Origin of the sequence: Nocardia panacis (assembly GCF_003598715.1) — a bacterium.
Classification (GTDB): domain Bacteria; phylum Actinomycetota; class Actinomycetes; order Mycobacteriales; family Mycobacteriaceae; genus Nocardia; species Nocardia panacis.
In genome coordinates this window covers 654,918-678,301 of record NZ_QZFU01000019.1, presented here as the reverse complement: position 1 = coordinate 678,301, position 23,384 = coordinate 654,918, and the positions used below count along the sequence as shown (strand labels likewise).

The 23,384-nt window shown below is 70.1% G+C and carries 1 protein-coding gene; it reads left to right on the top strand.

Features of this window, described 5'->3' with window-relative positions:
• Positions 1–164 precede the first annotated feature (164 nt).
• Positions 165–23,357: a non-ribosomal peptide synthase/polyketide synthase gene (locus D5S18_RS17805; RefSeq protein ID WP_120042084.1), complete on the top strand. Its 23,193-nt coding sequence runs from the start codon at positions 165–167 to the stop codon at positions 23,355–23,357.
• Positions 23,358–23,384 lie beyond the last annotated feature (27 nt).

Here is a 23,384-nt window from a genome sequence, read left to right as displayed (position 1 = left end):
GCGGCAGGTTGGAAGCCAATTTCCATCCTGAACCAATCCCGTCGTCCGACCGCAGCGAACCGTCTGTGTATCGGATCTTTGCACGTGTGTTGCTGATTGCCCCGGATCGTCGCCCTGCCCAGAAGGTGTTCCCCCTCTCTGCGCCCGTGATTGGAGCAAGTGAAATGCCCGCGTTGCCCTCGTCGCCCGCCGATCGTCTCGCCGCGTCGCTGTCCGCCTTCCCGCTGTCGGCCGCGCAGACGGGTATCTGGAACGCACAGCACATCACGCCCGATGTGCCGCTGACGGTGGCCCACTACGTGGCAATCGACGGGCCGTTGGACGCCGCGGCGCTCGGCACCGCGATCCGATTGTGTGCTGCAGATTTGCAGAGCCTGCAATTGCTGCTGGTGGAGTCGGGCGGAACGCCGCAGCAGTCGGTGGCCGCCGATCGGCCGGTGTCGATGGTGGAGCTCGATCTGCGCGGCGAGGCGGATCCGCACGCCGCGGCGCAGCGCTGGATGCAGCGCGATGTCCTCGCACCGATGCCGCTGCTCGGCGCGCCGCTGTTCGAGACGGTGCTGCTGCGCGTGGCCGACGCCGAATACTTCTGGTACTCCAAGATGCATCACATCGCCATCGACGGCTACGGCGCGATGGTGCTGATGGCCAGGGCCGCCGAGCACTACAGCGCACTGGTAGCCGGCCGTGCGCCAGAACCCTGTGCCGCAACGGATCTGCGCCGCCTCTGCGCCGCCGACGCGGAGTATCGGTCCTCGCCCGACTACGCGGCCGATCGCGAATTCTGGCGTCCGCGCCTGTCCGCCATCGACGGCGCGTTCGGACTGAGCGAGCGGGGTGCGCCCGCGGGTGCGGATCGGCGCATCGAGTACGGGGTGCTCGCCGCGGACGCGGCGGCCGAACTCGATTCCGCCCGTACGAATCTGGGCGCGTCGCGGCCCGCGCTGTTCATCGCGGGTCTCGCGGGCTACCTGGCCGCGGTGACCGGCCGCGACGAGGTGGTGCTCAGCCTGCCCGTGACGGCGCGCACGACGGAGGAATCCCGGTCGGCCGCCGGATATGTCTCGAATGTGGTTCCGCTGCATATTCGCATCACCCCGGAGCAGACCCTTGCCGAGGTGGTCGCCGCGGTGGGCACGGAGTTGAAGCAGGCCCTGGCCCATCAGCGCTATCGGCACGAGGATATGCAGCGCGACCGGGGCGTGGAGGGCGGCGTGCGCGGCTTCTTCGGGCCGGTGGTCAATATCATGCTGTTCCACAACGAGATTCGGCTCGGCCAGTTGCGGGGGACCATACACCTGCTGTCCACCGGGCCGATCGAGGATCTGTCGATCAATATCCACAACGGCACCGGCGACGGTGCGGTGCACGTGGACTTCCTGGCCAATCCGGATCGCTACGGCGCCGACGAACTGCGCGCGCATCACCACCGCTTCCTGGAATATCTCGCCGGATTCCTTGCCGCGCGGCCGGATACCGCCATGGGGGCTTTGCCGCTGCTGCACGCCGAGGAGCGCGAGTTGGTGCTCGGCGCGTGGAGCACCAGCTCGCGCCCTGCGGCGCCCGTGCCGAATTCCACGCTCTCGGCGCGTTTCGAAGCGGTGGTGGCCCGATTTCCGCAGCGGATCGCGGTGCGCTGCCTCGGGGACGAGCTGACCTACCGGGAACTGGACGCGCGCGCGAATCGCCTGGCGCGCAGGCTGATCGGCCTGGGCGCCGGACCGGAGGCGGTGGTGGCGGTCGCCCTGCCGCGCGGTCTGGATCTGGTGGTGGCGCTGTTGGCGGTATTGAAAACGGGCGCGGCCTACCTGCCGGTGGATCCGACCTATCCGGCCGATCGCATCGAATACCTGCTGGCCGACGGACATCCGGTCTGCGCGGTGAGTTCCTCGGCCCGGCCGATCGCCATGCCGGATGGGCTGCCCGCCGTGGTCGTGGACAAACTCGAATCGGAGTCGTTCGCGGAGGAGACCGCGCCCATCGCCCCGGCCGAACTGCTGGGGCACTCGACACCCGACACCATCGCGTATGTCATCTACACCTCGGGTTCCACCGGCCAACCGAAGGGTGTGCAGATCCCGCACCGCAATGTGCTCGCGCTGTTCGCGAACGCACAGGGCGACTACGAATTCGACGAATCCGATATCTGGACGCTTTTCCACTCCTACGCTTTCGATTTCTCGGTGTGGGAGCTGTGGGGTCCGCTGCTGTACGGCGGCAAGCTCATCGTCGTCGACTACGAGACCACCCGCTCGCCCGCGCAGTTCCTGGATCTGCTGCGGCGGGAGCGAGTTACGGTGCTCAATCAGACGCCTTCGGCGTTCTATCAACTGGCGGAGGCGGAGCGGCTCGGCGCACCGGCGGGCGCGGGTCCGCGAACATCGCTGCGCTACATCACCTTCGGCGGTGAGGCGCTGGACCTGCACCGCCTCGGCGACTGGTACGCCAGGCACGCCGAGGACGCGCCGCGCCTGGTGAATATGTACGGCATCACCGAGACTACGGTGCACGTCAGCTATCGGGCGCTCGGCCGCACCGATGTCACGCGCGCCGAACCGGGCGCCCTCGGTCGCGCGCTGCCCGGTCTGCGCACCTATCTGCTGGATAGGCGCCTGCGGCCCGTGCCGATCGGCGTGCCCGGCGAAATCTATGTCGCGGGCGAGCAATTGGCCCGCGGCTATCTCGGTCGCCCCGGACTGTCGGCGGCGCGCTTCGTGGCCGATCCCTTCGGCCCGGCCGGATCCCGGCTCTACCGCGCAGGCGATCTGGCCCGGTGGACCCCCGAGGGTGCGCTCGAATATCAGGGCCGCGCCGACGATCAGGTGAAGCTGCGCGGCTTCCGCATCGAACTCGGCGAGGTGGAGTCCGCGCTGCTGGCGCAGGAGGGCGTCGGCCAGGCGGTGGCCGTGGTCCGCGAGGACGATCCCGGCAACCAACGGCTGGTCGGTTATTTGGTGGCCGAACCCGGCGTGGAACTCGACACCGAGGTGCTGCGCGCCGACCTGACGCTGCTGCTGCCCGACTACATGGTGCCCTCGGCGCTGATGGTCCTCGACGCGATTCCCTTGACCGCCAACGGAAAACTGGATCGCCGCGCCCTGCCGGTCCCGGTGGTGGCGACCAGGGCCTATCGCGCGCCGGTCACGCAGGTGCAGCGGCGGGTGGCCGAGGTGCTGGCCGAGGTGCTTCAGGTCGATCGAATCGGTTTGGACGATGGATTCTTCGCGCTGGGCGGCAATTCGCTCACCGCGACCCAGGCCGCGTCACGCCTGGGCGCCGCGCTGGACACCAAAGTGCCGGTGCGTCTGCTGCTCGAGCGGTCGACCGTCGAGGTCCTCGCCGAGGAGGTCGCCGAGTTGGTGTGCGGGACCGGAACCGCCGGACCCACCAAACGGGAACGGCCGGAACTCATTCCGCTCTCGCTGGCCCAGCAGCGACTGTGGTTCATCAACCGGTTCGACAACAGCGCGTGCACCTACAACATTCCGTTCGCGCTGTGGATCGGCGGCGATCTCGATATCGACGCGCTGCGCGGCGCGTGGTCGGATCTGGTCGAACGGCACGAGCCGCTGCGCACCATCTACCCGGACGGTCCGGACGGTCCGCACCAGGTCATCCTGCCCGCGGGCGGGGCGGAGCTGCGGGTGCGCGAACTGCCCGCCACGCGGGTGCGCAGACGGCTGCGCGAATTGGCCGGTGGCGGTTTCGATCTCACCACCGAGACGGCGCTGCGCGCGGAACTGCTGCACACCGGCCCGCACGAATACGTCCTCGCGGTGGTGATCCACCACATCGCCGCCGACGGTTGGTCGTTGGGGCCGCTGTTCACCGATCTCACGCGCGCCTATCGCGCTCGCCGCGCCGACACCGCCCCCGGCTGGCCGGAACTGACCGTCCAATACGCCGACTACAGTCTGTGGCAGCAGGATACGCCGATGGACGTGGACTTCTGGCGCACGGAGCTGTCCGGGCTGCCCGAGGAGTTGACGCTGCCCGGCGATCGTCCGCGCCCGGCGACCCAGACCCATCGCGGCGGCCGGGTACCGGTCAGCATCGATGCCGAGGTGCATCGCGCGCTGCTGGCGCTGGCGGATTCGGGCCACGCCACACTGTTCATGACGGTGCACGCGGCCTTCGCGGTGCTGCTGGCCCGGCTGGCGGGCGTCGACGATTTGGCGGTGGGCACCCCCGTGGCCGGGCGCGGCGCGCGCGAACTCGACGATCTCGTCGGCATGTTCGTGAGTACGGTCGTCTTCCGCTCGCGGGTGGTGTGGGGTGAGAGCTTCACCGAATTGCTCGCGCGGCAGCGGGAATCCGATCTGGCCGCCTTCGCGCACGCGGATGTGCCCTTCGAGCGGCTGGTGGAGGAGCTCAATCCGACCCGCTCCACGGCGCGGCACCCGCTGGTTCAGGTGGGCCTGTCCTTCCAGAACCTGGGCAGGCTGCGGGTGGAACTGCCCGGCCTCACCGTGCGGGTCGCCGAGATCGACACCGACGTGGCGCAATTCGATCTGCAACTGGTGCTCACCGACCACTACGACGCGGGCGTGCCCACCGGCATCACGGGACATCTCAACTACGCCACGGACCTGTTCGACGAGTCGACCGCCGCCGATTTCGCGGACCGCTTCGAGCGGGTGGTGGCCGCGGTGATCGCGGATCCGACGCTGCCGGTCGGCGATATCGCGCTCATCGACCCGGACGAGCGCGGTCGAATCCTCGATGGCTGGAACGCGACTCGGCATCCGGTCGTCCCGGCCACCCTGGCCTCGCTGTTCGCCGAGCAGGCGGCCGCGCTGCCCTCGGCCCTCGCGGTGGTCGATCCGGGCGTCGCCGAACTGACCTACGCGGAATTCGCCGATCGGGTCAATAGGCTGGCCCGACACCTGATCTCGCGCGGCGTCGGTCCGCAGACGCGGGTGGCGCTGGCCATGCGCCGCTCGGTGGATCTGCTGGTCGCCATGTACGCGGTGGCGGCGGCCGGTGGCGCATATGTCCCGCTGGATCCGGATCAGCCCGCCGAGCGCTTGAAATACATTCTCACCGAGGCCGATCCGGCCTGTGTGCTGACGGCGGACGAGGGCTTCACCACCGAGTGCGCTCCGGTCGTCGCGCTCGACGCGCTGGATCTGTCCCGCGTCTGCGGTGCGCCCATCGAGGACGGCGAGCGGCTGCGGCCGCTGCACCCGCAGCACATCGCGTATGTCATCTTCACTTCGGGTTCCACCGGACGCCCCAAGGGCGTCGCGGTGCCGCATCGCGCCGTGGTGAACCAATTGGCTTGGAAGCGATCAACTTTCGCGCTCGGGCCGGACGACGCGGTGCTGCTCAAGACTGCGGCAGGCTTCGACCTGTCGGTGTGGGAGTTCTGGTCGCCGCTCACCGCGGGCGCGCGACTGGTCATCGCCGCACCCGGCGGACATCGCGATCCGGCCTATCTCGTCGGCCTGATCGAGGAGTATCGGATCTCGGTGCTGCATGTGGTGCCGTCCATGCTCAGCGCCCTGGTCGGCGTCGGTGAGGGCGCGCTGCCCGCGCTGCGGTTGGTGCTGGCCATCGGCGAGGCACTGCCCGGTGCGGTGGCCCAGCGCTTCCGGCGTCGCAATCCGCGTGCGGCACTGTGGAATCTGTACGGACCCACCGAGGCGGCCGTCTCGGTGACGGCGCACCGGGTCGGCGCGGGCGACACCGAAGCGGTGTCGATCGGCAAACCGGAGTGGAACACCAGAACCTATGTGCTCGACGCCAGGTTGCGGCCGGTGCCGCCCGGTGTGGTCGGCGAGCTCTACCTCGCAGGCATCCAATTGGCCGACGGCTACTTCGGGCGGGCGGGCGGTACGGCCGAACGCTTCGTCGCCGACCCGTACGCGCGGGCGGCGGGCGAGCGGATGTATCGCACCGGCGATCTGGTGGCGTGGAATGAGCTGGGGGAGTTGGCCTATCACGGCCGCTGCGACTTCCAGGTCAAGATCCGCGGTTTCCGGATCGAGCTCGGCGAGATCGAGGCGGCGCTGCTGGCCCTGCCCGAGATCGCCGCAGCGGCCGTGCTGGCGCGCGGGGATGCCCGGCGCGGGGAGCAACTGGTCGGCTATATCGTGCCGGTATCCGGCGGCACGATCGATGACGAGTCGGTGCGCGCGCGGCTGAGTCAGGCACTGCCCGCGTACATGATCCCGGCGGCGCTGGTCGTGCTCGATCGCTTGCCGCTGACGGTCAATGGCAAGCTGAACCGGGCGGCGCTGCCCGAGCCGGTATTCGCCGCCGTCGAATTCCGTCCGCCGGTGACCAGGGCGCAGCGCGCGGTCGCGCGGATCTACGCCGAGGTGCTCGGTGTGGAGCGGGTCGGTCTGGACGACGATTTCTTCGCTCTCGGCGGGAATTCACTGGTCGCCACCAGGGTGTCGGCCCGGCTCGGGGCGGCGCTGCGCACCGAGGTGGGGGTGCGGGCGCTGTTCGAGGCGCCGACCGTGGCCGGATTGGCCGAACGGGTCGCCGAATTGATCGGGTCGGGTGGTCGTGCCCCGGTGACGGCAGGCCCGCGCCCGCACCGGCTGCCGCTCTCGGCGGCGCAGCAGCGGCTGTGGTTCCTCAACCGTTTCGACACCGACAGCGGCGCGTACAACATCCCCATCGCGCTGCGGCTCAATGGCACGCTGGATATCGAGGCGATGCGCTCGGCGGTCGCGGATGTGGTGGCGCGGCACGAGGTGCTGCGCACCGTCTACCCGGAGGACGCCGCAGGCCCGCACCAGCGGATCATCGATGCCCCCGAGGCCGTCGTCCCGTACACCAGGCTGGTGTCGAGTCCGAGTTCGATCGAATCCGATATCGCCGAATTCGCCGCGGCGGGTTTCGATTTGGCGACGCAGCTGCCGATTCGGGTGGCGCTCATGCGGGTGCGCGCCGAGGAGTACGTCCTGGCGGTGGTGCTGCATCACATCGCGGCGGACGGTTGGTCACTGGCCCCGCTCGCCGCCGGCCTCGCCGCCGCCTACACGGCGCGTCGCGATGGTCGCGCCCCCGACCTGCCGCCGCTGACGGTGCAATACGCCGATTTCGGGCTGTGGCAGCGCGAAACGCTCGGTTCCGAGGCGGATCCGGCGAGTCCGGCGGCCCGTCAGTTGGCGTACTGGCGCGACCGGCTCGATGGCGTACCGGAATGTGTCGAACTGCCCGCGGACCGGCCCCGTCCGGCCGTGGCCTCGCATCGGGGCGGGGTGGCCATCGCGGGGATCGACGCCGGGCTGCACGCCGATCTCGTCCAGGTGGCGCAGCGACACGGGGTCAGCCTGTTCATGGTGTTGCATGCGGCGCTCGCCGTCCTGGTCGGGCGGCTGGGCGGCGCCGAGGACGTGGTCATCGGCACGCCGGTCTCCGGGCGCGGCGATGCGGCGCTCGACGAGTTGATCGGCATGTTCGTCGGCACGCTCGCGCTGCGCACCAGGGTCGTCGGATCCGACTCCATCGCCGAACTGCTCGCGGCGGTGCGCGATACCGACCTCGCGGCCTTCGACAACGCCGACCTGCCGTTCGAGCGGCTGGTCGAGGTGCTCAACCCGGTCCGCTCCACCGCGCACCATCCGCTGTTCCAGGTCATGCTGTCGGTGCATCACGCGGGCGGGCGCACGCTGGAACTGCCGGGACTGACCGTGGCCGCGAGTGCCATCGAATCCGGCATCGCGCGTTGGGATCTCCAGTTCACCCTGCTCGAATCCGCCACGGCGCAGGGCGATCCGGACGGGATCGACGTGACCCTCGGCTATGCCACCGATCTGTTCGACGCGGATACCGCCGCCGGGCTGGTCGATCGCTATCTGCGACTGCTCAAAGCCATCACCGTCGAGACCGACTTGGCCGTCGGTGATCTGCCGCTGCTGGCCACGGCCGAATCGCGCGCGCTGGCACCGGTTTCCGGTCCCGCCGCACCGCGTCCGCGCACCCTGCCCGAACTGTTCGCCGCGGTGGCGGCGGCCGATCCGGGCGCGACGGCGATCCTGGCGGACGCGACCGAGGTGACCTACGGCGAACTGGATCGGCGCACCAACCGCCTGGCCCGGCTGCTCATCGAGGCCGGCGTCGGGCCGGATGACATCGTGGCCCTGTCGATTCCGCGCTCGGCGGTCGCGATCGAGGCATTGCTGGCGGTGACCAAATCCGGCGCCGCCTTCCTGCCGGTCGACCCGGCCTACCCGGATCAGCGCAAGCAGCACATGCTCGCGGACTCCGGCGCCCGCATCGGGCTGACCGCGGCAGGTTCGCGCGCCGCACTGCCCGAGGGTGTGCGTTGGCTGGTGCTCGACGATCCCACGCTGGTCGCGGCCATGGATACGCTGCCGGACGGACCGATTCGCGCGGGCGAGCGGCGACGCGCTTTGCGACTCGACGACCTCGCCTACCTGATCTACACCTCGGGTTCGACGGGTGTGCCCAAGGGCGTGGCCACCACCCATCGCGGTCTCGCGGGTTTCGCACTGACCCAGCGCGCCCGGTTCGGCATCGAATCTGGCTCGAGGACACTGCATTTCGCCTCGCCGAGCTTCGATGCCTCGGTACTGGAACTGCTGTTGGCGTGGTGTGCGGGCGCGACCATGGTGATCGCCGGTCCGGATGTCTTCGGCGGTGACGAGCTGGCCCGGCTGCTCGACGAGCGCCGGGTGACGCACGCGTTCATCACCCCGGCGGCGCTGGCCAGCGTCGACGGGGCGCGTTGGCCGCTGCCCGCGCTGCGGGCACTGGTCGTCGGCGGTGACGCGGTGGGACCGGAGCTGGTGCGCCAATGGGCGCGTGGTCGGGCCATGTTCAATGCCTACGGTCCGTCCGAGACCACCATCGCGGCAACGGTTTCCTCGGCATTGGATCCTTCGGGTCCGGTGGTGCTCGGGCGTCCGGTCGCGGGTACGGAGCTGGTGGTGCTAGACGCGCGACTGCGTCCGGTTCCGGTCGGGGTCACGGGTGAACTGTATGTCTGCGGTACGGGTTTGGCGCGCGGCTACCTGCGGCGACCCGGCCTGACCGCGCAGCGTTTCGTGGCCGGTCCGCACGGTGTGTCGGGTGCGCGCATGTACCGCACCGGCGACCTGGTCCGCTGGAATCGTTCGGGCGAACTGAGTTTCGTCGGCCGCGGCGACGATCAGGTCAAGGTGCGCGGGTTCCGCATCGAATTGGGCGAGATCACGGCGGTTGTCGCGGATTGCCCCGGTATCCGTTTCGCGCATACCGAGATTCGGCGCGATCGGGTCGATCGGGCCAGGATCGTGTCCTATGTCGTGGCAGCCGAGGCCGCCGCGCCGGATGCGCGCGAACTGCGTGCGCTGGCCGGCGAGCGGCTGCCCGCACATATGGTGCCTTCGGCGTTCGTCGTGCTGGACACGATTCCGCTGACCCCGGCGGGCAAACTGGATCGGCGCGCACTGCCGCATCCCCGCTGGGATCTGCTCGACGCGGGTCGCGACCCGCAGACGGCCACCGAGGCGCTGGTGGCCGCGCAGATCGCCGAGGTCCTCGGTCGGGATCGAGTGTGCGCCGACCACAACTTCTTCGATATCGGCGGCAATTCGCTGGCCGCCACCCAGCTGGTGGCGCGTTTGGCCGCGGTGAGCGGGCAGCAGTTGAGTGTGCGCGCCGTCTTCGATCATCCGACGGCGGAAGGTCTTGCCGCGCTGCTGGATCGAGCCGAGCCCGCGGCCGTCGTCCCCGCGCGGACGCCGCTGGTCCTGCGCCCGCGCCCCGTGCGGCTGCCGCTGTCCATGGCTCAGCAGCGATTGTGGTTCCTGAACCGCTTCGATCCGGCCTCGTCCGCCTATAATGTGCCGCTGGCGCTGCGCGCGATCGGGCAGCTCGACCACGCCGCGATGAGCGCCGCCATCGCGGATCTCGTGGCGCGCCACGAGATTCTGCGCACCGTGTACCCGGAGGATGCGGCGGGGCCGCGGCAGATCGTGCTGCCCGCCGCCGAGATCGATGTGCCACTGCCGAGAAGCGCGGTCGACCGCGCCGGGATCGAGGCCAGGATCGCGGCGACGGCGGCGCGCGGCTTCGATCTGACCACCGAATTGCCGTGGCGCGCCGAACTTCTCCGCGTCGGCGAGGCCGAGCACATCCTGGTGCTCGTGGTGCACCACATCGCCATCGACGGCTGGTCGCTGGCCCCGCTGGCGGCGGATCTGGTCGCGGCCTACGACGCGCGTCGCTGCGGTCGCGCGCCCAACCCGACGCCGCTGCCGGTTCAGTACGCGGATTACAGTCTCTGGCAGCGGGATTCGCTCGGCGCGGAATCCGATCCGGCCAGCCTCGCGGCCCAGCAGCTCGGCTACTGGACCGAGCGGTTGCGCGGCCTGCCGCAATGCCTGGCCCTGCCCACCGACCGACCCCGCCCCGCCGTGGCCACCCAGCGCGGCGATTCCGTCTTCGCCACGATCGACGCCGAACTGCACGTCCGGCTGGTGGAGGTCGCGCGCACGCATGATGTGACGGTCTTCATGGTGCTGCACGCCGCGTTGGCGATCCTGCTGGCGCGCATGGGCGGCGGCTCGGATATCGCCATCGGCACCGTGCTCGCGGGCCGGACCGACCACCGGCTCGACCGGTTGATCGGTGATTTCGTCGCCACGGTCGTGCTGCGCACCGAGGTCGCGGCCGATCGCGGCTTCGCCGATCTGCTGCGTTCGGTGCGCGATATCGATCTGGACGCCTTCGCCCACGCCGATATTCCCTTCGAGCGGTTGGTCGAGGCCCTGAATCCGGTGCGCTCCACCGCGTATCACCCGCTGATCCAGGTCAGCCTGTCGCTCAATAATTTCGCCGCCGCGGCGGCGCAGTTGCCCGAGCTGGCGATCGACCCGGTCCGCATCGCACCGCGCGCCGCGCAATTCGACCTGCAATTCGTTGCTACCGAATCACACACGGCCGCAGGTGAGCCCGACGGTATCGAGCTGTGCCTCACCTATGCCGCCGACCTGTTCGACCGGATCACCGCCGAACGGCTCGCCGAGCGTTTCGCGCAGGTCCTGCGCTGTGCCTTCGACGAACCGGACACCGCGATCGGCGAATTCGACCTCCGCACCGAGCTCGAGGCGCTGACGATGGCCCCGGCGTGGGGTGCGCGCCCCGGTCCGGTGCGCTCGCTGCCCGATCTGTTCGCCGCGGCCGCCGCCGATCCGGGCCGGCTCGCCCTGGTCTGCGACGGCGAGCGGATCGGCTACGGCGCGGTGGACGAATGGTCCAATCAGGTGGCACGCGCATTGATCTCGCGCGGACTCGGACCGGGCGATCTGGTGGCGCTGGCGATGACCCGCTCTATCGAATCGGTCGTCGGCACCCTGGCCATCGCGAAATCGGGCGCCGCCTTCCTCCCGATCGATGTGCGCCATCCGCACGAGCGGATTCGGCATATGGTGCGCGACTCGGGCGTGCGGGTCGGGGTGACCACCGGTGTCGACTTCGCCTGTCTGCCCGGCGATCTGGGAGTCGACTGGCTGCCGATCAGTGATCAGGACGCGATGTCGGCGGCGCCGATCGCCGACGCGGATCGGGTGCGGCCGCTGCTGGTCGACGACCTGGCCTATGTCATCTACACCTCCGGATCGACGGGTGTGCCCAAGGGCGTCGGGGTCGGTCATCGTGGGCTCGCGGGCTTCGCGCTCGAGCAGCGGGATCGGTTTGCTGTCGAATCCGACTCGCGCACTCTGCATTTCGCCTCACCGAGCTTCGACGCCTCGATACTGGAACTGTTGCTGGCGTGGTGTGCGGGGGCGACCATGGTGATCGCGTCGGCCGATATCTTCGGCGGCGACGAACTCGCGCGGGTGCTCGACGAGCAGCGGGTGACCCATGCCTTCCTCACCCCGGCGGCGCTGGCCAGCCTGGACCGGGCGCGCTGGCCGCTGCCCGCGCTGCGCTGCCTGGTGGTCGGCGGCGACGCGGTCGGTCCGGAATTGGTGCGGCCGTGGGCGCGCGGCCGGGTGATGTTCAATGCCTACGGTCCGTCCGAGGCGACCATCGCGCCCGCCCTGTCCGAACCGCTGGACCCGCAGCGCCCCGTGGTGCTCGGGCGGGCGATTCGCGGGGCCGGACTCGTGGTGCTCGACGAGCGGCTGCGGCCGGTCCCGACCGGTGTCGCGGGCGAATTGTATGTCTGCGGTGCGGGTCTGGCGCGCGGATACCTGCGCAGGGCCGGGCTGACCGCGGAGCGCTTCGTGGCCAATCCCTTCGGTGCGCCGGGGGCGCTGATGTATCGCACCGGTGATGTGGTGCGCTGGAACGCCCTGGGCGAGTTGGTCTTCGTCGGCCGATCCGACGACCAGATCAAGATTCGCGGCTTCCGGATCGAACTCGGTGAGATCAACGCGGTCCTCGCCGGATATCCCGGAGTCCGCTTCGCGCACACCGAGGTCCGCCCCGATCCCGTGGGCGGCGATCGGATCGTCTGCTACGTGGTCGCCGAACCGACGCCCGCCGATCCGGGGGCGTTGCGCGAATTCGCGGCCGACCGGCTGCCCGGCTATATGGTTCCGTCGGCCTTCGTGCCGCTGGAGCGCGTCCCGCTCGCGCCCAGCGGAAAGCTGGATCGGCGCGCACTGCCCGATCCGGTGTTCGCGGCGGCGGGGTACCGGGCGCCGGTCACCCGCACCCAGCGGGCGGTGGCCGAGATCTACGCCGAGGTGGTCGGCGCCACGCGGGTCGGTCTCGACGACGACTTCTTCGCACTGGGCGGGAATTCGCTCTCGGCGACCAAGGTGGTGGCGCGGGTGAATGTCGCGCTGGACACCACCCTCGGGGTGCGCACGCTGTTCGAGGCCCCGACCGTCGAGCAGTTGGCCGCGCGGATCGAACGTTCGGTCCGGGCCAGCGGGCGTCCCCGATTGGTGGCCGCCGCCCGCCCGCCGCGCGTGCCGCTCTCGCTGGCCCAGCAGCGGCTGTGGTTCCTCAATCGATTCGGCGGAGCGGCAGGCACTTACAACGTTCCGCTGGCCCTGCGACTGTCGGGCGATCTGGATGTGCGCGCGCTGCGGGAGGCCATCGCGGATGTCCTCGCGCGCCACGAGATCCTGCGCACCGTATTCCCGGAGGGGCCGGACGGGCCGTGCCAGCAGGTGCGCCCCGCCGAGCCCGTCGCGTGTGCCACCCTCGTGCGCACCGAGGAGCGATTGCAGGCCGAACTGCGCGCCTTCGCCGTGACGGAATTCGATCTCACCACCGAATTCCCCATCCGCTTCGCCCTTTTCCAGACCGCTCCGGCGGAATACACGCTCGCGGTCGTGCTGCACCACATTGCCGCCGACGGCGGCTCGCTCGCGCCGCTGGCGGGCGACCTGGCCCGCGCCTACGACGCCCGCCGCGCGGATGGGGAACCCGATTGGGCGCCGCTGCCGGTCCAGTACGCCGACTACAGCCTCTGGCAGCGCGCACTGCTCGGCGCCGACGACGACGCCGACAGTGTGCTGGCACGCCAATTGAACTACTGGACAACCGCTTTGGCCGATCTTCCGGATTGCGTCACCCTGCCGACGGATCGGCAGCGCCCGACCACGCCCTCCTACCGGGGTGGCGCGGTGTATACCCACTTCGACCGCCGTATGCATGCGGGCGTGGTGGCACTGGCCCGCAGCCACGGCACGAGCGTGTTCATGGTGCTGCACGCCGTGCTCGCGGTGCTGCTGGCCCGGCTGGGCGGCACCGAGGACGTGGTGGTCGGCACGCCCATCGACGGCCGTCTCGATCCGCAACTCGACGAGCTGATCGGCATGTTCGTCGGCACCCTGGTGCTGCGCACCGGGGTCACGCACGCCGACTCCTTCGCCGAGGTGCTCAACACCGTGCGCGAGACCGATCTGGAGGCGTTCGCGCACGCCGACATTCCCTTCGAGCGGCTGGTGGAGGTGCTCAATCCGGCCCGCTCCACCGCCCATCATCCGCTGTTCCAGGTGATGCTCTCGGTGCACAGCACCCGGCCCGCGCTGCCGGACTTCGCGGGCGTCGCGGTCGGGGCGCGCGATATCGCGGTCGATATCGCCAAATTCGACCTGCAATTCACCTTCACCGAATCCCACACGGCCACAGGTGATCCCGACGGCATCGAGCTGTGCGTCTCCTATGCCGCCGATCTGTACGACGCCGAGACCGCCGAACAGCTGTGCCAGCGTTTCAATCGGTTGCTCATCGCCATGCTCACCAATCCCGACACCGCCGCGGGCGATGCCGAATTGCTCAGCGGCTGGGAGCGTTCCGTGCTGGCACCCGCGCGCGGTATCGACTCCTCGGTCATGGCGACACTGCCCGAGTTGTACTCGGACGCGGCGGCCGACCCGGCTCGCATTGCGATCGAATTCGAGGACCGCACAGTCACTTACGGTGAACTGGAGGCCAGGTCGAACCGGGTGGCGCGGGCGCTGATCGCCCGCGGCCTGGGTCCCGGCGATATGGTGGCGCTCGGATTGGCCCGCTCGGTGGAATCGATCGTCGCGACGGTGGCGGTGGCCAAAACCGGTGCGGCCTTCGTCCCGGTGGACGCGCGCTATCCGGCCGACCGCATCGCCCACATGGTGGCCGACTCCGGAGCCAGGATCGGGCTGAGCACCGCCGCCGACGCGCGTCGGCTGCCGGAGAGCGCCGAGTGGCTGGTGCTCTCGGATCTGGAGGCGTCCGGCTCCGACGCCCTGGTCTCCGACGCGCACCGCATTCGGCCGCTGCTGCTCGACGATCTGGCCTACCTGATCTACACCTCCGGATCCACGGGCGTGCCGAAGGGTGTGGCCGTGACCCACCGGGGCCTGGCGGGTTACGCGACCGAGCAGCGGATTCGCTATGAGATCGGATCCCGTTCGCGCACACTGCATATCGCCTCACCGAGCTTCGACGCCTCGATCCACGAGCTGCTCATCGCGTGGTGCGCGGGCGCGACGATGGTGATCGCGCCGCCGGAGATCTACGGCGGCGACGAACTGGGCCGCCTGCTCCAGCAGCGGCGGGTGACCCATGCGTTCATCACCCCCGCCGCGCTGTCCACCGTTGATCCGACGCGCTGGCCGCTGCCCGCGCTGAAACGGTTTGCGGTGGGCGGTGAGGCCTACGGTATGGAGTTGGTGCGGGAGTGGGCGCCGGGTCGCGAGTTGCACAATGTCTACGGACCCACCGAGACGACGATCATCTGCCTGATCTCCGACCCGATTCCCGCGCGCGGCCCGATCGTGCTCGGCAGGCCCATTCGCGGGGTGACGGCGCAGGTGCTCGACGCGCGGCTGCGGCCGGTGCCGGTCGGCGTGGTCGGCGACCTGTACATCGGCGGTCCGGGACTGGCGCGCGGCTACCATCGCCGCCCCGGTCTCACGGCGGTGCGTTTCGTGGCCGACCCACTGGCTTCCGGATCCGGTGAGCGCATGTATCGCACCGGTGACCTGGTGCGCTGGAATGCGGCGGGCGACCTGGTGTACGTGGGTCGCTCCGATGACCAGGTCAAGGTGCGCGGTTTCCGGATCGAACTCGGCGAGATCACGGCGGTGATCGCGGGACGGGCCGGAGTTCGCTTCGCGCACACCGAAGTTCGCCGCGATCCCGGCGGACAGGATCGGATCGTCTGCTTCGTCGCACTGACCGACGATCCGCCGACCGAGGCCGCATTGCGCGACCACGCGGGGCAGCGTCTGCCCGCGCACATGGTGCCGTCGGTCTTCGTGCCGTTGGCCGCGATCCCGCTCTCACCCACCGGCAAACTGGACCGCAGGGCGCTGCCCGATCCGGAATTCGGCGCGCCCGCGGTGGGCCGCGAAGCACGCACCGCCACCGAACGGCTCATTGCCGAGGCCATGGCGGAGGTGATCGGCACCGAGGTGATCGGGGCCGAGCAGAGCTTCTTCGACCTCGGCGGCAATTCGCTCTCGGCAACCCGGCTCGTCGCCCGCCTCGCCGAGGCAGGCAAACACCGGTTGGGTGTGCGAGCGATCTTCGAACATCCCACCCCCGCACGACTGGCCGTTGTGCTCGACGATCTCGGTGCGGGCGAATCGAGCGGACCGGCGCTGATCGCGATGCCGCGCCCCGAGCGGGTGCCGCTGTCGGTGGCGCAGCGGCGAGTGTGGTTCCTCAACCGGTTCGACACCGCCTCGGGTGCGTACAACATTCCGGTGGCGCTGCGACTGCGCGGCGATCTGGATCCGAATGCGCTGCGCGCCGCGCTGCTCGATGTGGTGGCCAGGCACGAGGTGCTGCGCACGCTGTTCCCGGACAGCGGCGAGGGTCCACATCAGGTGGTGCTGCCCGCCGCCGACGTGTCGGCGCCGCTGGCCCGCATCGACTCCGATCCGAACCGGGCCGACGGCGCAATTCGCGACTTCGTCCGCGCCGGTTTCGATCTGGCGACCGAACCGCCGCTGCGGGCCGCGCTGGTCCGGCTCACCGACGCGGAGCACGTCCTGGTATTGGTGCTGCACCACATCGTGGCCGACGGCTGGTCGCTGGCGCCTTTGGCGGCGAATATGGTCACCGCCTACACGGCTCGCCGCGACGGGCGCGCCCCCGACTGGACGCCGCTGGCGGTCCAATACGCGGACTTCAGCCTTTGGCAGCGCGATGTCCTCGGCGACGAGCGCGATCCGGAGAGTCTGTCGGCCCGCCAATTGGCTTACTGGACGGCACAATTGGCGGATCTGCCGGATTGTCTGGACCTGCCCGCCGACCGACCCCGCCCCGCGGTGGCGGGTATGCGGGGCGCGACGGTCGCCACCCGGCTCGATCCCGCCTTGCACGCGCAACTGGTGGCTTTGGCGAAATCCGCCGATGTCAGCGTGTTCATGGTGCTGCACGCGGCGCTGGCGGTGCTGCTGGCCAGGTTGAGCGGCGGCAGCGATATCGCCATCGGCACGGCCGTGGCGGGTCGCGGCGCGGCGGCGCTGGACGAGCTGATCGGCATGTTCGTGGCCACACTGGTGCTGCGCACGCGGATCGACCCGCGCGCTTCGTTCGCGCGGACGCTTGCGGCCGTGCGCGAGACGGACCTGGATGCGTTCGCACACACCGACATACCTTTCGAGCGGCTGGTCGAGGTGCTCAATCCGACCCGGTCCACCGCGCATCACCCGCTGTACCAGGTAAGTCTGGCGCTGAACAATGTGACCGCGCCGGTGGTGCGAATGCCGGATCTCGAGGTGCGCGTCGAACAGGTCGATCCGGGTCTGGCCAAGTGCGACCTGCACTTCACCTTCACCGAAGCCGTTGGCCCGCAAGGTGATCCCGAGGGCATCGAGATGTCGGTGACCTACGCGACCGACCTGTTCGACGCCGCGACGGCCGAGGAGTTGGCCGGACGCTTCGAGCGGCTGCTGCGCGGGTTGCTCGCCGATCCGGCCGCACCGGTCGGCGATGCCGAAATCCTCTCCGCCGCGGAGCATGCCGCGGTGGTCCCCGCCACCGGCGGTCCGGCGGCGACACCGGCGACCCTGTCCGAACTGTTCGCTTGGGCGGCGCAAGACCCGGATCAGGTGGCGTTGCAATCGAGTTCGCGCTACCTGCGCTACGGCGAGTTGGACGCGGAATCCAATCGGCTGGCGCGGGCGCTGCTGGCCCGCGCGGTCGGTCCCGGCGCCGTGGTCGCGCTGGCACTGACCCGATCGGTGGAATCGGTGCTGGCCACCATTGCCGTCGCCAAGACCGGAGCGGCCTTCGTTCCGGTGGATGTGCGCCATCCGAGCGAGCGGATTCGGCAGATGCTGGTGGATTCCGGTGCGCGCATCGGCCTGACCACGACCGGCGATTCGTCAGCTCTCCCAGGAGATCTCGGCGTCGAATGGCTCGCCGTGGACGAGCCGATCGCGGCCAGTGGCGCCCCCATCGCCGAGGACGAGCGAACCCGGCCGATCCGCATCGATGACATCGCCTACGTCATCTACACCTCGGGATCGACCGGTGTGCCCAAGGGCGTTGCCGTCACGCACCGGGGTCTGCGCAACTGCGCCGTCGTGCAGCGCGATCGATTCGGCCTCGACACCGATTCGCGCACCTTGCTTCTCGCCTCGCCGAGCTTCGATGTCGCGGTGCTGGAACTGCTGCTCGCCTGGCCCATCGGCGCGACCATCGTCATCGCCCCCACCGACCTGTACGGCGGGGACGAGCTGGCGGAATTCCTGACGCGCCGGCGGATTACCCACGCGATCATCACTCCGGCGGCCCTGGCGACGATCGATACCGAGCGGTGGCCGCTGCCCGCGCTCGGCAACCTCGTCATCGGCGGCGAGGCCTACGACCGCGACCTGGTCGAGCCGTGGGCGCGGGGCCGCGCGGTCATCAACGGGTACGGCCCCGCCGAGGCGACCATCACCACGACCTTCTCCGCACCGCTGAGCGCGGATCGGCCGATCGCCCTCGGTGCGCCGATCGCGGGCGTCACCGCCGTGGTGCTCGACGATCGGCTCCGGCCGGTGCCGGTCGGCGTGGTCGGCGAACTGTACGTCGGCGGAATAGGTTTGGCGCGCGGCTACCATCGGCGCGCGGCGCTGACGACACAGCGTTTCCTGGCCAATCCGTTCGGTGCGCCCGGTGAGCGCATGTATCGCACCGGCGACCTGGTGCGCTGGCGGCGCGCCGGGGAGTTGGCCTTCGTCGGACGTGCCGACGATCAGGTCAAACTGCGCGGCTTCCGCATCGAACTCGGCGAGATCACCGCCGTTGTCGCGGGCTGTCCGGGAATCAGGTTCGCGCACACCGAGATTCGGCCCGATGACACGGGCGGTCCCCGGTTGGTGTGCTACGTCCTCGCCGAGGACGCGCCGGTGGATCCCCGGTTGCTGCACCAGATCGCGACGGATCGGTTGCCCGGCTACATGGTGCCGTCGGTCTTCGTGCCGTTGGATTCCATACCGCTGACACCCAACGGGAAACTGGATCGCCGCGTACTGCCCGAACCCGACTGGCAGGCGATGGCGGCGGGTCGGGCGCCGCGCACCGCCACCGAGACCATGGTGGCGGCGGTCATGGCCGAGGTGGTCGGGCGCGAGCGGGTGTGCGCCGATCACAGCTTCTTCGATCTCGGGGGCACCTCGCTCTCGGCGACCCGGTTGGTGGCGCGGATCGCCGCGGCTTCCGGGCAGCGGCTCAGTGTGCGAACGGTTTTCGAGGCGCCTACGCCCGAGGAACTGGCCGTGATATTGGACCAGGCCGCGGTGCTCGATATTTCGGAGGTTCCCGCATTGGAGGTGGGGACGCGGCCGGATCCGATCCCGCTGGCACCGGCGCAGCGGCGGTTGTGGCTGCTGAACCGATTCGACACGGGGTCGGGGGCCTACAACATTCCGATGGCATTGCGGTTGCGCGGGCCGCTCGACGTGGCGGCGCTGACCGGCGCCGTCGCGGATGTCGCGGCGCGACACGAGATTCTGCGGACCGTTTTCCCGGAGGGCGTGCAGGGGCCGCACCAGGTGGTGCTGTCCGCCGCCGAGGCAGTGCCCCGGGTATCGTTCGTCGACTGCGCGGCAGCGGAGGTCCAGGAGCGGCTGTCGGCCTTCGGCACGGCCGGATTCGATGTGCGCACCGAGACTCCGCTGCGTGCCATGGTGCTTCGGCTCGACGCCGAGGAGCACATCCTCGCCGTGGTCGCGCACCATATCGCCGCCGACGGCGGTTCCATCGCGCCGCTGGCCGCCGATCTCGCCGCGGCCTACGCGATCCGCCGCAGCGGCGCCGCGCCCGGACTCGCCGCGCTGCCCGTGCAGTACGCCGACTTCGCCCTGTGGCAGTCGCGTGTGCTCGGCGCGGCCGAGGCGGCGGACAGCCCGATCGCGCGCCAACTGGCCTACTGGACGCGCCAACTCGACGGGCTGCCCGACTGCCTCGAGCTCCCCACCGATCGGCCGCGTCCGAATGTGCCGACGTTGCGCGGCGCGACAGTGACCGCACCGATCGACGCCGACCTGCAGGCACAGGTGGGCGAGTTCGCGCGCAGGCACGGGGCGAGCGTGTTCATGGTGCTGCACGCCGCGCTCGCGGCGCTGCTGGCTCGACTGGGCAATACCGAGGACGTGGCCATCGGCACACCCGTCGACGGCCGCCCCGATGCCCGACTCGAGGCGCTGATCGGCATGTTCGTCGGCACGCTGGTGCTGCGCACCCGACTCACCGGCGACACCTCTTTCACCGACCTGCTCGATGCGGTGCGCGAGCAGGACCTCAATGCCTTCGCGCACGCCGACATCCCCTTCGAACAACTGGTGGAAACGCTCAACCCGACCCGCTCGACCGCACACCACCCGCTGTTCCAGGTGATGCTCTCGGTGCACGACGCGATGCCGACGCTGCCCCGCCTCGGCGACCTGGAGGTGACGGCAGCCGAGATCCCGTTCGAGGTCGCGAAATTCGACCTGCAATTCACCCTCACCTCGGCGCACACCGCCCACGGCGCACCCGACGGCATCGCCCTGTCGCTCACCTACGCGACGGACCTGTTCGACGCCGAATCCGCCGATCGACTGTGCCACAGGTACATTCGGCTGCTCGCCGCACTGCTCGCCGACCCGGCGGCGGCCATCGGAGCCGCCGAACTCCTCGCCCCCGAGGAGCGGGCGGCACTCGCCCCGGCCCGCGCGACCGATCCGGGCCGGACGCTGACCTTCCCCGAATTGTTCGGCACAGCGGTCGAACTCGCACCGGATCGGCCCGCGCTGTGTGTCGGGACCGCCGCCGGATCGAATGGAACGCGCGCGTCTCGCGGACTCACCTACCGCGAACTCGACCGCAGCACCAACCGGCTCGCGCGGGCACTCATCGCGCGCGGCCTCGGCCCGGAAAGCCGTGTCGCCCTGACGATTCCACGCTCCATCGAGTCGATCCAAGCGGTCCTGGCCGTTCTGAAAACCGGTGCCGCCTTCGTCCCCATCGACCCGGCCTACCCGACCCATCGCAAGGCACACATGCTGGCTGACTCCGGCGCCGATCTGGTCTTGACCGTGCTGAGCGTGCTCGAGGCGGACAGCCCCGAAAGCATGGCCGGGCTCGGCCGCGCAGCCGAGTCGGAGTCCGGGACGCAGGCCGATTCGCGGTCGCGGCCCGAACTCGATTCGCGCGTGGAGTCCAGTGCTGGGCGGGAGCGTGGCTTCGGGGCGGAGTCCGGCATCGCGCGGCTGGTCCTTGATTCGGCGGAGCTGCGCTCGGAACTCGAATCCCAGTCGGACGCACCGATTTCCGATGCGGAGCGGCGAAGCGCGCTCTCGGCGCGGCACCCGGCCTACCTGGTCTACACCTCGGGCTCGACCGGTGTCCCCAAGGGTGTGTGCGTGACGCACGCGGGCCTTGCCAACCTCGCCGACGAGCTCGCTTCGCGGGGCGGGGTCACGCCGGGGGCGCGGGTTCTGCAGTTCGCGTCACCGAGTTTCGATGCGTCGATTCTGGATCTGCTGCTCGCGCTGGGCGGGGCGGCGACGGCGGTGATCGCGGCGCCGTCGGTGTACGGCGGCGCGGAGTTGGCGGCGCTGCTGCGCGGCGAGCGGATCACCCACGCGTTCGTCACGCCTGCCGCGCTGGCGACGGTGGATCCGGTCGGTCTGCCGGATCTGCGGATGGTCATGGTCGGCGGTGATCGGTGCGGGCCGGAATTGGTGCGGCGCTGGGTCGGTGAGTCGAATGCCTCGGCGCGCACCATGTTCAATGCCTACGGGCCGTCGGAGGCCACCGTAGCGGCGACCATCGGCACGCTGCGGGCCGACGTGCCGATCACCATCGGCGCGCCGCTGGCCGGGTTCGCCGCCGTGGTGCTCGACACCCGATTGCGGGCGGTGCCGCGCGGTGTCGCGGGCGAGTTGCATCTGGCCGGGGCCGGGTTGGCGCGCGGCTATCATGGCAAGCCGGGGCTGACCGCCGAGCGGTTCGTCGCGAATCCGTTCGGCGCACCGGGTGAACGCATGTACCGCACCGGCGACCTGGTGCGGTGGACGGCGGCGGGGGAACTCGACTACCTCGGCCGCACCGACGACCAGGTGAAGATCCGCGGCTTCCGGATCGAGGTCGGGGAGGTGGACGCGGTGTTGACCGGGCTGCCCGGCATCGCCCAGTCCGCCACCATCGGCTATGAGATGCCCAATGGCAGCACGGTATTGGCGTCCTATGTGACCGCGGCGCCCGGTGTGCGACCCGATGCGGCCGACCTGCGCAGGCAGTTGGGGCACCGGCTGCCCGCGTATCTCGTGCCGCAGTCGATCGTGCCGCTGACGATGTTGCCGTTGCTGCCGTCGGGCAAGCTCGACCGGGCCGCACTGCCCGAACCGGAGTTGACCTCGGCGGCGGTGTATCGCGCGCCGGGGTCGCCGATCGAGGAGATGCTGTGCGCGGTCTTCGCCGAGGTGCTGACGTGCGAGACCGTCGGCGCCGACGACAACTTCTTCGAGCTCGGCGGCAATTCGCTGCTGGCGACCAGGGTGGTCGCGGCCATCAGGGCGCGGTGTGGCATCGAGGTGCCGATGCAGGCGATCTTCCTCGATCCGACCCCGGCGGGTATCGCCGAGCGGGTCGGATCCGAGGGCGCGACACCGCGTGTGGATGTCGCGGCCGCCCTCGAGCCGGTGCTGCCGTTGCGTGCGGGCGGTGCGGACGCGCCGCTGTTCTGCGTGCACTCGGCCAGCGGTGTGTCCTGGAGTTACGCGGGTCTGCTGCCGCACCTCGGCTCGGACCGCCCGGTTTACGGTCTGCAATTGCCGCACCTCAGCGGCGCGGGCGCGGGACTGGATTCGGTGGCCGAGTTGGCGGAGCGCTATATCGCCGAGATGCGGCAGATCCAGCCGACGGGGCCGTATCACCTGCTCGGCTGGTCGCTGGGCGGCTCGATCGCGCAGGAGATGGCGGTGCGGCTGACCGAAGCGGGTGAGCGGGTGGCCCTGTTGGCGCTGCTGGACACCCGCATCCTGGCCGATGAGCCCGATTCGGCGGAACCCGGTCCGGGTGAACTGCTTTCGGCTCTGCTCGACGATCCGAACCTGGCGGATGCGGATATCGACGCGGCGCGCGCCGCGCAGTTGCTCGCCGAGCGCCCCGGTCCGTTCGGGGTGCTCACGGCCGAACAGGTGGAGCGGCTGTACTTCGGATATCTGGCGGGCACCCGGATGGGTGCACGCTTTCGACCGCGCCGCTATTCAGGTGAGCTGCTGTATTTCACGGCGGCGGCCGATGACCCGCGCGCCGCGCAACGTCCGCTCCCGCCCGGCGGCGCCGCGGCATGGCGACCCCACATCGGTGGCGAGATCCACGAGTATCCGATCGACTGCACCCACGCCGATATGGGCCTGCCCGCCGCCTACGAGCAGCTCGGCCCGATCCTGCGCAGGCACCTCGACGCCGCAGGCCCGGTGGCGTGCGCGTCCGGCGCCGCGAAACAAGCTCTGGCATAGGCGAACACCCCGGCCGATCCCCGACAA